Annotated in this window: 4 protein-coding genes; all 4 read right to left on the bottom strand. The window is 67.4% G+C overall.

All coding sequences use genetic code 11. The features are described 5' to 3' along the window. Positions 1–10 precede the first annotated feature (10 nt). Complete coding sequence (locus ABD231_RS38895) at positions 11–4,051, bottom strand: RICIN domain-containing protein (protein WP_344164342.1); 4,041 nt, start codon at positions 4,049–4,051, stop codon at positions 11–13. Between the two features lie 180 nt (positions 4,052–4,231). Further along, the gene (locus ABD231_RS38900; protein ID WP_344164345.1) at positions 4,232–4,789 is read right to left on the bottom strand and encodes a hypothetical protein; all 558 of its coding nucleotides are present in this window, start codon (positions 4,787–4,789) and stop codon (positions 4,232–4,234) included. Next, positions 4,786–11,187 carry an RHS repeat domain-containing protein gene (locus ABD231_RS38905; RefSeq protein WP_344164348.1) on the bottom strand — a complete coding sequence of 2,134 codons (6,402 nt, stop codon included), beginning with the start codon at positions 11,185–11,187 and terminating at the stop codon, positions 4,786–4,788. The genes ABD231_RS38900 and ABD231_RS38905 overlap by 4 nt, the downstream gene beginning before the upstream one ends. A 126-nt stretch (positions 11,188–11,313) precedes the next feature. Continuing rightward, positions 11,314–14,280, bottom strand: coding sequence for a DUF7402 domain-containing protein (locus ABD231_RS38910; protein WP_344164350.1), 2,967 nt, complete (start codon positions 14,278–14,280; stop codon positions 11,314–11,316). Between the last annotated feature and the right edge of the window lie 4 nt (positions 14,281–14,284).

Raw genomic sequence — 14,284 nt, forward strand, 5'->3', positions numbered from 1 at the left:
AAACTTTCGACTAGCGCTTCTGGAAGGTCCAGCGCTGGCACGGCCCGCCGTGGTAGAACCACGTGATGACCTCGGCGTGCGTCGTACGGTTGCATCCGGCAACATCCATCGACAGCCCGGTGCCGGCCTGGATGACGCTGTAGGTACCGCCCGGAGTCGGCTCGATCCGCCACAACTGACACTCCGACTCGTTGCTCGTCCAGAGCGTCACGTTGGCGGCCGGCAGCTTCGAGCAGCCCTCGAGGTCGAGCACCTTCGCCGTGTTCCCGTCGACGATCTTGTACAGGTCGTCACCGAGACTCTCGAGCTTCCACGACTCGCACGCGCTCCCTGCGACGTCGTCCCAGATCCGGACGTTGGCACCGTCCTCGGTCTGGCAGTTCTCGACGTCGAGCACCCCCGCGGCATTGGTGGCCGCCGAGGTCCGGTACTTGGCGGTGAGATTCTCGCCCAGCGGGGTGGCGTTGTACGACGGGCGCAGGATCCACTGCTGGTTCGATCCCTGGCCGCAGGTCTCCTGCTTCACCGGCGCGAGGTCGGCCGGTGAAGCGTCGATGATCGACAGGCACTTGCCGCTGTGCGCAACCTTCAGCTGGATCACTGTGTCGTAGCTGGCGCCGTCGACGTAGGTGAGCTTGAATTGCTGGTTCGCGGTCGCTTCGCCGTTCCCGTTGCCACACGGCCACTGGATCAGCTCGCCGCCGTCCTCCATGCTCCAGCCGCCGAGGTCCGCACATTTCAGCGGGCCCTCGCCCACCGCGGTGTGCATCGGCTTCAGTGCGTACTGATCGGTGCCGGCGATCTGCGCGATCTGGAACCGGGCGTTGAGATCGACCGGCAGGCACTTGTACTGGACGTACTTGGCCTCGTTCTCGACGCTTGCGCCCGACACGTTCAGGCACTTACCGCTGTTGCGGTTCACCAGTTCATAGGTACGGCGCTCGATGTCGAACTTCGGTCCGGCCACCGCGCCGACCTCGCCCTGCCATCCCATCACCTGGTCGGCGAACGCCGTACCGCTGGACCGGAAGCTGAACACCTGCCGGTCGACCGGGGCCGTACCACCGGAGTACATGATGGCGACGTCGTCCAGCTGGTCCTTGTTGTAGTCGCCGGTGGTCAAGGTCGCCTTCGCAAGGTCGAGGTCGACGGTCTTGCGCCACCAGCTGCTCGCGGTGAGGGCGGTTCCGCTCGAACGCAGTACCGTCAGACCGGTATCGGTCTGCGTGCCGACCTTCCCGTACTCGTAGAGCAGGACAAGGTCGTCCTTGCCGTCCCCGTTGGTGTCGGCGACCGCCGGGCGGCCCTTCTCCCAGCAGAGGTTGCCGGCGCCGGAGTCGTAGATGGTCTGGGCAGCGGCGAAGCTGGTGCCGGTCGACTTGTACATGTCGACCGTCGTGCGGCACCCGTTCAGATTCCGCACGCTGACCAGGTCCAGCTTGTTGTCACCGTCGATGTCCGCCAGCAGCGGGGCGCTGGCCGACCAGGGGTTGCCGGCCACGGAGGTGGCCCAGGTCGTCGGGGTCGCGAAGTTGTCGGCGCCCCGGAACACGAGCGCGCTCCAGTTGTCGCTGCCGGCGTTCTGGACGACGATGTCGTCCTTGCCGTCGGCGTCGACGTCACCGCCGATCATCCGGGCCGTGCTCAGCGGCCAGCCGTTCGGCCCGCTGTTCCACAGGGCCGGCGGTGCGTCGTACCGGTTACCGTCGGAGGTCAGCTTGTACAGGTAGATCTGCCGCCCGGCGCCCTCGCGGAACAGCGCGAGGTCGGTCTTCCCGTTGCCGTCCAGATCGCCCTGCACCGGCCGGGTGCGGTAGAGGTTGAAACCACTGCCCTCGCGGGCGTCCCAGCCGATGTAGCCGGAGTGGAAGGTGTCGTCGGCCTTCGAGACGAAGTTCCAGACCGAGGTGCGGCCGAAGCCCTGGTCGACCACCGAGGTGATGTCGGCGCGGCCGTCACCGTTGACGTCGTTGCGGACATGGCTCTCCGGCGGCTCGGCATCGGTGCGGGCCCGCAGGCTGTACTGCGTGAAGCGCTCGCTGAGGTTGTTGGCCCGGTCGACGGCCTTGACGAACAAGGTCGCCTTGGCCGTCTGGGTGATCGGATCCTTGAAGAGCGTGGCCGGAATCGTGGCGGTGCCGTCGCTGCCGGCCTTCACGCGCATCGTCATCTTGTCCTGCGCGTAGCCGAACAGGAACTCCGCCACATCGGTGTCGGCGGCGTTGCCGCGCTTGAACGTGACCTTGCCGGCGGTGCGCGTCGGAAGACCGAGCTCACCGTTCGGGAAGTCGGTGGACTGGATGACCGCCGAGGCCGGGCGGACCGTGTCGATGATCAGCCAGCAGTCCGGCGTCGTCGGCCCACTGGCACGTCCGTCCCGGGTGGTCGCGACGTACTTGTACGGCGTGTTGGCCGCGAGCTTGCCGGCCGGGATCTCCGGCCACGAGAACGCGGCGCCGCTGACCGTCGGGCCGACGTCGGAGGAGTACGCCTCGGTGCCGGCCGCGTCGAAGATCTGCAGCTTGGTGGTCACGTTGTCGCCGGCGTCGGGGTCGTTCGCGATCGCGGCGAACTGCGGCGGGATGCTCGAGATCGCCGTCGGGTTCGCCTGGGTGCCGCAGGGCCGGGGACGGACGAAGTTGAAGTCCTTCGGCATCCGCGGCGCGGTGTTGTAGGTGACCGAGATGTACGCGCTCCAGGGGTGGAACTTCTTCCACTGGTTCTGGTCCCGCTCATCCGCGGCTCGCAGGCCGAAGGAGACGGTTGGCCGGCGGGCGTCCGCGACCTCCTGGAGGATCTGCCGGGTCCGTTCGCCGCCCATCTCGATCAGGTTGTCCTCGGACCAGGGATAGGCCTCACCCTCGCCGCTGGCGACATGCTCGCGCCAGTAGCCCTCCTGATTGCCCCAGTTCACGACATCGGTGGTGTGCAGATCGTTCAGCCACCACAGGTGCACCGGTCGCTTGGTCCCGTCCGGCGACTTGTTGATGGTGATGCCGAACGTCGCGCTGATGATCTGGCTGCCGGCGATCGTCTTGCCTTGGTCGGTCGTGTTCAGCAGGAACATCGACCGGTACTTCTGTTCAGTGGGATAGCCGTAGATCCGGCCCATCTTGGCGCCTTCGTCGTCGCGGTCGTAGGTCCAGCCCTGGTCACTGCCCGACATCAGCGTGCTGACGTGCAGCCAGTTGACCGGCTTGCCGTTGAGGTCCGGGTCGATCAGCACCGGAAACCTGGTCTTCGGGTCGGCGAGCAGCTTCTGGTCCGGCGTCAGCACGATCGCCGACCCGGCCAGCTTGATCCCGACGGCGACCCGCTTCCCGGTGGCGTCCCACATGGTCGGCGGGGGAGCGGTGTACACGGTCTCACCCTTCGGGCCCCGGCCGATCGTCGTACCGTCCTTGCGGACCGACAGCTTGAGGCCGTCCGAGCTCATCGGGTAACGCAGAGTCTTCAAGGCCGGGTTCGCGGCCGCCGCGCGGTTCTTCACCACCAGCAGGTGCTGGAAGTCGGCGACCCCGGCAACGATCCGCAGATCCACGCCGGGCAGCACCTCGGCGTACGTCGCGGTGTCGCCCGCCAGCCGCGGTTCCGGCAAGACGCCCGGCCAGCCGAGCTTGATCTGCCGGCCGCGCTTCCCGATCGTCAGCAGGTGTTTCGAGCCCCCACCCGACAACACGATCGGCGTCATCGCCGCCTTCGGCCGGATGCTCCCGTCGGCGCCCTTGACCAGCGTCGCATCCGGGGCGACCCACTTGTCCGCCTGCCGCACCCGCACCGGCAACGCGTGCTGGACCATCGTCTTGGTCCCGTCCGGGTTCATGTACAGCTCCCCGGTCTCGGACCGCAACTGCGGTACCTCGACCCGGCGCCCGGTCTCCCGAGCCGCTTTCGCCGCCTTGCCGGACGGCGACAGGTCCTCCGCCTTCGGTGCAACGTCCTGGGTCAGCGGCCCGTCCTGCGCCGCTACGGCCTCATCGGCCGGAATCACTGCCGACGGCAACAACAACCCAGCAGCGGCGAGTCCCGCCGTCAGTGCTCCCCATCGCATCTTGCGATCACCTCACTGTGAAGACCTCACGGAAACAGGCGAGCCGAGGCAACCGCGTCGGGCCCAGCTCACCTTCACACGCTGACAGCGGACCGGACATCGTTTCGAGTCAGCTCGAAACGAGGCCCGATCCGCGGATGACGGAGGAGACGGCTCCCGTCTCCTCCGTCGTGGCCGGGACTACTCGACTCCGGCGCCGCCGGTGACTGCCGCGGTCCGGAGGTCGACCGCGAAGTCGCGCGGCTCCTCGTCGCCCGGGTCCGCCACGCCCCGGAGCAGACCGCCCTCGATCTCGTCGACGCGCAGTCCGTCCATCGCGATCCGGGGTGAGGTCCAGGCGACGCCGTCCGGGCCGATCGCCGTGATCGTCCAGCGGCCGACCAGCAGGAGCAGGCGCTCGCCGACGGCGGTCTCCACACTCATCACCGGATCGTCCGTGGGCACCCGCTCGGACCGTTCGGGGACCAGAACGTCGACCAGGAAGGCCGTTCCGCGGTCGACGACGCACAGCCGCACGGGGCTCGGTGTCGGGTACAGGCCCGAGACCGCCCGTCGCGTCAGCGGCTCGCCGCCGCCGAACGCGCCGGTCCAGGAGGTGCCTTCCGAGGGCTCGATGACGACGACCACGCTGCGGCCGTCCCGCCCGTCGACGAACTCGTGATCGACGACGCCGGCCGCCGGATAGTCCGTCACCGCGGCCTCGTAGGCGGCGGGGAAGACCCGCCCCGGCCCGATCACTTGCTCCTCGTCGGGTTGAAGAAGCGATGCCAGATCAGTTCGGAGCGCCCGCTGACGGTCGGCCGGGTGGCGATCTCGTAGTGGCCGGCCTTGCCGTTCACCGTGCCGGGGAGCTTGTACATGATCGAGTCATTGCTCAGTCCTGCTTTCGGCTTGTTGTAGAAGTCGGGCTTCACCGTACGCGTGCCCTTGGCGAAGATCACGTCGTCGAAGGACTCCGGGAAGTTGTGCATCGGCCCCGGTTCCTTGGACGCGCGGATCAGCGAGCGGGCCGAGTGGAACTTGTTGGTGGCCATCTCGATGTTCTTGGCCACGCTCTCGATCCGCTTGACGCTCGACGCCAGCCGGACCGCGGTCATCGCACCGCGGAAGGCGAGGGCCCCGACGCCACCGGTGACCGCGCCGATGGCCACCGTGATCGCGATCTCGGCGACGACCTGCAGGATCATAGCGCGGTTCTCGTAGACCCACTTCGCCGCCTTCACCGCCACGGCCTTGACCGTGTGGGCAACGGCCTTGGCCGTCTTGACCACGGCGGCGGCCGCCTTCTTCAAGGAGCCGACCGGATCCTTGCGGATCTCGTTGACCTTCTTCGCGACCTTGACCGCCACCTTGACCGCGGTCTTGACCACGGTCTTGATGGTCTTCTCGACCTTCTTGAGGACTTCGACCGGATGGGTGACGGCGTACTTGACGGCTTCGAAGGTCTGGGTCGCGGCGTCCTTGACCCAGTTGACCACGGTCGAGGTGACGTTGATGGTCTCCTTGACCGTCTCCACCACCCGGTTGGTGACGGTGGTCGCGACCGTCTTGATGCTCTCGACGATGCTGCTGAACCAGGACAGACCGTCGGGGTCGGAGAAGGTGATCGGGTTGTTGTTGCTGTAGATGTACCCGTTCAGCGTCTGCGGATCCTCGCCGTTCAGCTGCGGATCGATCGAGATGAACTTTCCGATCGTCGGGTCGTACTCCCGGGCGCCCAGGTGCACCAGACCGGTGGACGCGTCGTTGGTGCCGCCGACGAAACCGCGCTGCCCCGGCCAGCTCGCCGGTGCGGTGCCGCGCTGGTTGCCGTACGGGTCTTCGCGGCGGCGCTGGATCGTCTGGGTGGCGTTGTCGGCGATCGCCGTGGTCGACGTCCCGTGGTGGTCGGCGCCGAGCCAGCTGACCTTGTCCTGCACGCGGACAGCGACGGTCTTGCTGCCCAGGTCGTAGTACCGGGTGCCTTCGGCAGATGCCGCTCCCGGCTTGAGCAGGAGTTCGGTGTCGCCGAGGTAAAGCGTCGTACCGGTGTTGTCCCGGCGGATCAGCCGCGTGCCGTTGGCGTCGTACAGGTACGACGTCTCCTGGCCGTTCTTGGTGACCTTCTCCAGGTCGCCCTCGGTGTTCCACGTGTAGTTCTCCGTGGTGCCACCGCTGGAGCGGGTGAGCCGGTCGCCGTTCTGGTTGTAGGTGTAGTTGTCCGTGCGGCCCCCGGCCGGCATGCCGGTACCGGTCGTGACGACACTCTGTACCGCATGCGGCTGGGCTGTGCCGGCCGCCGGGTAGTTGTAGGTCGCCGTGGTGGATCCACCGGCCGAGGTCTTGGTCTCGGTCTTACGGTTGCCGACCTTGTCGAAGGTCCAGCTGTGCCAGTACGGCGCGGGTCCGCCGAGGTTCGCGGCCGTCGGTGCGGCACCGCAGTCGCCCGACGTGTTGTCCTCGCCCGGCTTCGGAGTCCAGGCGCCGGTCATCCGGCGCAGGTAGTCGTAGCTGAAGCACTGCGTATCGGTCTGCTCGCCAGTGAGCGAGGACGGCCGATCGTTGACCTGCTTGATGTTCCCCGAGTCGTCGTAGAGGTACTCGACCTCGGACACCAGGCTCGGCGACATCTCCCGCTCGGTGGTCACCTTCGAGAGCCGGCGGGTGCCGTCCTCGTAGCTGTAACCGATCGAGACCCATTTGCCGTTGGTCGAGCCCATCGTGATCGACTCGGCCTCACCGAACGAGGTGTACGTCGTACCACGCACGTACGAGGTCGTGCCGGAACCCAGTGTGGTCTGCTGGTCCTGCGCGTTGTAGCCGTAGGTGAGCGTCTCGCCCGGCAGCCCACCGACGCCCGGCACCGTCTCGGTGGCCAACTGGCCGTCCTCGCGATAGGTGCTCTCGAACTTGTAGGTGCCGGCCAGCTTGCCTTCGTTGGCGGGGATCACGTACTCGTTGCCGGTGGCCCGGCCACGAGCGTCGTAGCCGAGGACGCGATTGATGTAGGCGTTGCCGTCCTTGTCGTAGCGGGTGGATGAGGTCGGCATGCCGGCCAGCAGGGTGTCGTACACGAACTCGGCCCGCTTCGGACCGGTGGCCGAGCCGTCACGGACGGCGGTCGTCCGGCCGGTTGAGTCGTACTCGTACGCCTGGGTCTGGCCGCGGGAGTCCGTCTTGGTGGCCACCCGGTCCAGCTGGTCGTAGGTGTAGGTCGTGGCGCCCTTGTCCGGGTCGGTCTCCTTGACCTTCCGGCCCAGCGCGTCGTACTCGTAACCCCACTTGTTTCCGGCCGGGTCGGTGATGACTCCGAGCTGGCCGCGCGCGTCGTAGGTGTAGGTCGTCTTGTCGTAGCTGCCGCCGGCCGAGTCGCCGGTGTACTGGCGCAGTTCGACCAGCCGGCCCTGGACGTCGGTGATCCGGGTGATCGGGGTTTCACCGGTGGGCGGGTCGACGGTCTCGCTGTCGCCGGAGTAGGTGTGCTTGGTCTCCCAGAGGACCTGGTTGAAGGACTTGACCTGCTCGGTGGTGGGCCGGCCGGCCAGGTCGTACAGCGTGACCTTCTGGGTGGGCAGTTCCTCTTCCACCGGTGTCAGGATCGTCTCGCTGACCGGGGTGTCGGTGTAGAACGGCCCGTTCTGCTTCACCTCGAGGCCGCGGCTGTCGTACTTGACGTCGTTGACGATCGAGCCGCCGGACTTTCCGGAGGACTTGGACTGGCGCGGCCGCATCAGGCCGTCGTAGATCTGGATCGCGGCCTCGGTGCTGCCATCGGCCTGCAGCGTGGTCGTGGTGACGGTCAGCGGGTCGTTGGCGTGGATCCCGTAGGTGTACGAGACATCCGCGACCGCGGCGTTGTCGGCTGCGGCGGCCAGGCCGGCCTCGTTGGCTCCTGCGGCGGCGAACTTCGCCGTCACGGCGCCGGTGCGGCCGGGGTACCAGACCTTGGTGGTGCGGCCCAGCGGGTCGTAGATCGCCTCGGTCCGCTTGCCCGCCTCATCGGTCGTGGCCACTTGCTGGCCCCAGGCCGGCTCGAGCTCGACGACGCTCTGCTGGCCGTTCGGCTTGGTGGACTCGACCTTGGTCACCGGGCCCGGACCGGCCGGGGTGTAGGTGACGGTGCTGGTCTCGTTCTTGGGGTTGGTCATCTCGACCGCGCGGCCCAGGTCGTCGTACTTGGTGGTGCCGGTGACCTGGTACTGCGGAGTGCCGTCGGCCGCGAAGCCGGAGAGGCGCTCGGTCTTGGTGGCGTTGCCGCGGATCGGAGCGGCGGTCAGCGAGGTGGCACCGTCGTAGTAGGTGCGGTTGTCGTTGATCACCTGCTCTTTGGTGTAAGGCTTGCCACAGGCGACACCGACCTGCAGCTCCCGCTTCGGGATCTCGCTGATGCCGGCGGCCGGGTTGGTCGTGTATTCGTAGCTGGTGCAGGTGTCGTCGGCGGTCGTGCTCAGGTCTTTCAGATCGGTCTTGCTGACCAGTACGCCGTCGGCGTCGTAGGTGTTGAACGCCTGACTCTTGCGCTCGCCGCCGCCGGTCAGCTGCTCGGTCTGGCGGTTGCCGCCCTGCTGGACCTGGAAGGCGCTGACGGTCGCCCACGACTTCACCCGGGTGGAGGTCGGCGCGGAGATCCACTGGTCGTTGATCGTGCGCTGGATCTCTTCGGTGCCGTTGAACGTCCGGGTCTCCAACGGCTGCCCGGACAGCGGTGGCTGGTCCTCGACCTTGGCGCCGGTGGAGTCTTCGACCTTGACGTCCTTGACGCCGCCGGCGGCGAGTTTGTCGCCGTCCATGCCGCGGAAGAAGCGGTTCTCGGTGACGGTTTGCGGGCCGCCGACGTTGCCTTTGCGGACGATGGTGCGGTCGTAGCCGCGCCATTGCGACCAGGTCTTCTGGCCGATCTCGACCAGGCCGTCCTCGTCGTCGTGCCGCCAAGCTGGCGCACCGGGGTACTCGACGGTGGTGACCATCGGCTCGTTGCCGGACACTCGGTCGGTCTCCGTGACCGCCTTGACGACGTACTTGTGGAACCAGTCCTGGCGCTCGGTGGTGGAGCCCGGGGGCGTCCATTTCATCGGGTGGCAGCGGCGTCCGTTGGTGTCGGCCGGTGGTACGTCGCCGGGCTTGCAGTCGGTCGGGTGGTAGTCGATGGCGAGTTCGCCGCCGGTGCCGTAGGAGACGCGGTTGACGCGCCACCAGTTCATCTTCGGCAGGTTGTCGCCGACTTCGTCGACGCGGTTGGCGAGCTGGATGCCGTCGAGGTTCACTTCGGGGATGGCGATTCCGCCGGTGTTGCCGACGTGACCGGCGTATGTGATGGCTTCCAGCCAGAGGCCGGGCTTGGTGTTGTCACCGTTTTCCGGGAATGTGTGGCGCAGGTTCCAGCTGCTGACCAGGTCGAAGCCGGAGCCGCGGTAAACGTAGGTGCTGACCTTGGAGAGCTTCTTCGTGGTGAAGAAGGAGGGGTTGGTCTTGTCGCACTTGGTCGGGGGCGCGCCGTTCACGCCGATGCAGCGCTGGTCCAGTGGCGTGTCGGGGTAGTCGTCGGGCGCGGAGCAGCCGCTGCCGTCGCGGCAGCGCTCGGTGGTGGTGAACTCAACCTTCCCGACGGCCGGGGTGCTGAACGTCGCACCGTCGCGCTGGCCGTATTCAATGCTGCGGATGTTGCCGCCACGGGTGTACGCCGTCGGCGCGGTCTCGGTCTGGTTGCGGCCGTAGTAGTTGGTCTCGGTGTCGTAGAACAGGCTCATCGTGTTGCCCTGGCGGTCCACGACGTAGTCCAGGTTCCACTTGTAGACCTGCTGGCACCAGGACGCCGCGAAGTTGCCGGCCGTGAAGCACTGCTCGCCCGAGTGGTTGCCGAAGACCGGCATGGTGAAACCGGAGTTCGTCCGCTGGGTGGTTGCACCAGGCAACTTGTTGAGACCGAAGTAGTACTTGGTGCCGTCCTTGGTGGTGAGCCGCCAGTACTCGCCCTTCTCGGCGTCGGTGCGGCCGTCGTCGCCGTTGTCGGCGCCGTTCAGCTTCTCGATCACCGAGCCGTCATCGGCACGCGGGTGCCAGGTCTTCGTGACGTCGTCCCGGACGAGCTCGCCGCCTTTACCGTTGAGCGTAAAGGTGGCGTTCTCGCCCGCCCAGCACATGTCACCGGTGGCCTTCGTGCCGTTGTTCCCGGTGCTTTCGGTCTTGGACGCACAGGAGGCGAAGCGCTGCTCGATCGAACCGCCGGGCTGCAACTCGAATCCCTGGCCACCCCACGAGGGCTGGTTGTTGGTGGCTGAGGTGCGGCCGTCGACGCCGCCGGAGCTGTAGTCCAGGCTCAGCTTGGGGGTGGGGCCGCCGTTGCTCGGTGGGACGTTCATCGGGTACTGCCAGGCGAAGTCGCCGGAGGAGCCGCCGACCTGCCAGGTGGCGGTCGGGGCCAGCTGCGAGGCGCCGAAGTTGCCGGTGCCGCCGGCAGCAGCGGCTGCGACTGTGAAGGTCGAGGCCTCCGCGCCAACCGGGACCTCAGCAGTGAGGTTGCCGTTTCCGTTGTTCTGTACGGCGATCGGGCGACCGGTTCGCTGGTCGATCACCCGCAGGCGCTGGGCCCAGTCGCCACCGAAGGCGTCCCGGAAGTCCTCGTAGCGCAGCTGCAGGGAGACCTTGCCGCTCTTGGCGACACCGTCGGTGCGGTTGAGCTTGAGCTGCAGACCGTCGGTGCCGCGGCGAGTGAGATCGACCTTCACCTTGGCCGGGGTCACGTCGGCAGCGGCGGCCTTGGCGGTCGACGCCGGGGCCGAGCCGATCCAGATCGGCAGCGTGCCGGCCTGGGTCTTGGTGCCTGCCTGACGCCCGCCGGCCAGGGCCGCGCTCCACGCCGACGGCGCAGCCGGTACGGCGACCTCGGCGGTACCGGCCTTGGGCCAGGTCACCTTGTTCTGCACCGGCTTGGCCGCTGCGGCCTCGGCCGGGTCGGCGGCCTTGGGGATGGCCTTGAAGGGTTTGGTGGGGACGGACTTCTCCTTCTTGGGCTTCCAAGCAGGGTCGTCCTTGAGGGGTGCCGCGTTGGCGGCAGGACCCCAGAGGGTGGCGATCAGGGCGGAGGCGACCGTGGTGGTGATCGCTATCCGGCCGGACCGGCGCCAGGACTGGCGCCGGGGCGAAAGGGCACTGGGCATGGGTGCTCTCTTCATAACTGACGGACGTGGGCCCTGGTATTCCAACGATTGACCAGCAGCTTCGACAACCTGTTCGACCCTGTTCGAAGGCACCTCTGGACCATTCGAGCAGGATCGAAACTCGGGTCAGCGAATGGTGAACTCCGCGGCAGGTGTGGTTCCCGGGGCGATCTGCAGTTGGTCGTCGGGGGTGTGGTGGATGGAGTGCGTCGGGTAGTTGTGGGAGGCGAAGGTGCGGCCGTTGGGGTGGAAGGTGGCGTCGGCTCGGTAGAGAGGTTGGTTGCTGTAGGCATTCAGGCGGAGGAGGCCGTCGGCGTGCCGGAGGTAGTCGCCGGGGTAGTTGACGGACTGGAAGCTGATGGCGTCGCGGTCGGCGAGGCCGGCGACGATGCGGAAGTCGAAGTCGGCCTCGGGCTGGCCGGGGAGGTCGATGCGGGCGAGGCCGTTGCGGTGCCGCCAGAACTTGCCGGGTTCGTCGACGGATTCGAGGCGGCGGGTGTCGTTGGCGGCGAAGGCTTGGATCTCGGCCAGTCCGTTGTTGAGGCCTTGGCCGCCGACGGTTTCGAAGAGGACGGAGGTGGTGGTGCGGGCGGGGAAGTTGACGACCAGGCCGGTGCCGGCGTTGTCGAGGCCGGAGAGGGAGATCTTGCTGCCGTCGCTGAAGGTGAGGGTGCCGCCGCGGGTTTGGTCCTCGAGGTTGCTGCGGTCGAACAGGATCACCTGGCTGAGGCGTTGCGGCACTGACCACGTCAGCGTGAGCTTCGGGTTGACCTCGCCGTTCGATCCCCATTCGCCGGCGAACCATTGGTTGACCACGCCGTCGGTCGCGGCCGAGGCGGCGTACGCGGGATCGTTGCGGTACGTCGATGATGCGGTCGCGGCGGCGCTGGAGGCGAGGTTCGGGGCCGAGAGCGTGCGGAGCTGGGACAGGCCGACGTTGGTGCCGACGCCAGTCGCGGTGAACTTGGCCCACGTCACGGACTTGGCCGGGAAACTCACGACCTTGGCCGAACCGTCGGCCGGGATGCCGGTGACGGCGAGGCTGGTTCCGTCGCTGAACGTCAGGGTGCCGCCGGTGATGTTGCTGGCCAGGTCGGCGCGGTCGTTGAGCACGATGCGGTCGAGCTGGTGGGTGTTGACCCAGTCGATCCGGACCCACGGGTCGGTCTCGGTCGAGGTCCACTCGGACGATGGGCGGCTGTCGATCGCGTTGTACGGCGACCCGCTGCTGGCCGTGATCGTGCCTTCGCGGGCGACGTCAGCGCCGTCGTACACCTGGATCTCGGACAGGCCGACGTTCAGGCCGGCGCCGGTGAGTTCGAGCCGGACGGACGTCGTACTGCGGGGTGCGAACGTGATGTCCTTGGCCAGGCCGCTGTTCGGCAGCTCCGGGATCGGTACGACGCTGCCGTCGCTGAAGACGAGTCTGCCGGACCTCACCAGATCGGTTGGGTTCGCGCGGTCGAAAAGGACGACTCGGCCGATCGTCTGCGCCGAAGGCCAGGTGAGCGTGAGGTTCGGGCTCAGCTCCTGGTCCGACGCCCATTCGCCGATGCCGTGTACGCCGACCGTTCCGTCGAGGACGTTGGCCGCGACCAGTCCGGGATCGGCCTTGCTGACGCTCGACGCGGTGGCTGCCGCGGACCGAGCGAGATTGTTGCCCAGGGCATTGGTTCCGAGCCGGACACCACTGACCGAGTACGGCGGAACTGTCAGCGCCACGCTCGTCGCGCCGCCGGTGATGGTGAGGTTGACGGCGGACTTCGGCGTCACCGGGTTCTGGTTCGGACTGGCCTCGAAGAGGTTGGCGACGGTTGAACCGTTAGGTAGCCCCTTCAGTTGCAGGTCGACCGTGAGTGGTTGAGCGGTGTCGTTGACGACCCAGCTGACGTTGTCGCCGCTTGCAGTGGTGGCTGCGCCGAAGCCGGTGGAGTTGTTCGGGGGAGCGGACACCTGGCGGAGTTTGCTGACGCCGTCGCCGAGGCCGAGGTCGCGGGACAGCAACTGGTACGCGCGGGCTCGGGCGGGGAGCATGCCGTTGCTGTGGACACCGAAGAAGTTCGGTTCGATCGCCTCGTCGTTGTCGGCGAAGACGTTCGCGCCGTTCGCGCGCTGGTTGTAGAGGTTGGTCATTCGCAGCGCCGAGTAGCTGAGGTTCCGCGCGTCGCTCGCGTTCATCGGGACGCGCTCGTACGCGGCGGAGTAGTTCCACTCGGTCACGTAGACCGGGATGTTCGGCCGGCCCTGCGCGGCCGCGTGCTGCCGGAAGGAGTCGACGGCCTCACCGCGGTTGTCGGTGTAGGGGTTGTACTCGTGGTAGCTGAGGAAGTCGAACTTGCTCTTGAGTGCCGGATCGGCCAGCAGTTTGTCGACCCACGCCAGCCCTTGGCCCGGGTTGGAGGAAGTCGGTCCGCCGATCGGGATCTCGGTGTCGACGCTGCGCACGGCGGCGTACGCGTGCTGGTAGATCTGGCTGTACGCCGCCATCCGGTCGTTCTGGCTGTCTCCCCACGGTGATCCGCCCAGCTGGAGGAATCCCGGCAGGTCGGGTTCGTTCCAGACCTCGATCAGGTCGACCTTGCCGCGGAACCGCTGGTAGATCTTCTTGATCACGTCCTCGTAGACCTGGAACCCCCGGTCGCCGCGAGGCGGGCTGAAGTCGCTGCCGTTGTAGCCGAGCCAGTCGATCGAGTAGCTGAGGATCAGGATCGTCTTGGTCCCGCGCTTGTGGTGCTCGTCGACCCAGGCGTACTTGCTCCAGTCCCAGGTGTTCGGGTCGGACACGCTGCCCGCGGTCCCGAGACTGGCCAGGTAGGCGTCGATCGAGGTGTTGCGCGGCAGGATCTGCTGCAGGTAGGCGTCACCGCGGATGAACCGGGTGCCAGTCTGGTGCAGGGTATCGATCTTGGCGGTGTCGGTCAGGGCCGGAACATTGATCCCGGAGCCGAACACCTCGGCGTACCCGGATCCCTTGTCGACCGAGAAGTCGGCGGTCAGGTTCGTGGCGGTGATTGCTGCCGGGGCAGCGGTGGCCGTGCCGTGGAGTCCGGTGGCCAGCAGGGCGGCGGTGAGGGCGGTCGCGAGCAGTCGCATGATC

This window comes from Kribbella yunnanensis, assembly GCF_039529655.1.
GTDB lineage: Bacteria > Actinomycetota > Actinomycetes > Propionibacteriales > Kribbellaceae > Kribbella > Kribbella yunnanensis.

Bases quoted from the DNA above. Each gene is read 5' to 3' on its own strand.
- ABD231_RS38895 (WP_344164342.1), bottom strand. From the start codon at position 4,051: ATGCGATGGGGAGCACTGACGGCGGGACTCGCCGCTGCTGGGTTGTTG.
- ABD231_RS38905 (WP_344164348.1), bottom strand. From the start codon at position 11,187: ATGCCCAGTGCCCTTTCGCCCCGGCGCCAGTCCTGGCGCCGGTCCGGC.
- ABD231_RS38910 (WP_344164350.1), bottom strand. From the start codon at position 14,280: ATGCGACTGCTCGCGACCGCCCTCACCGCCGCCCTGCTGGCCACCGGA.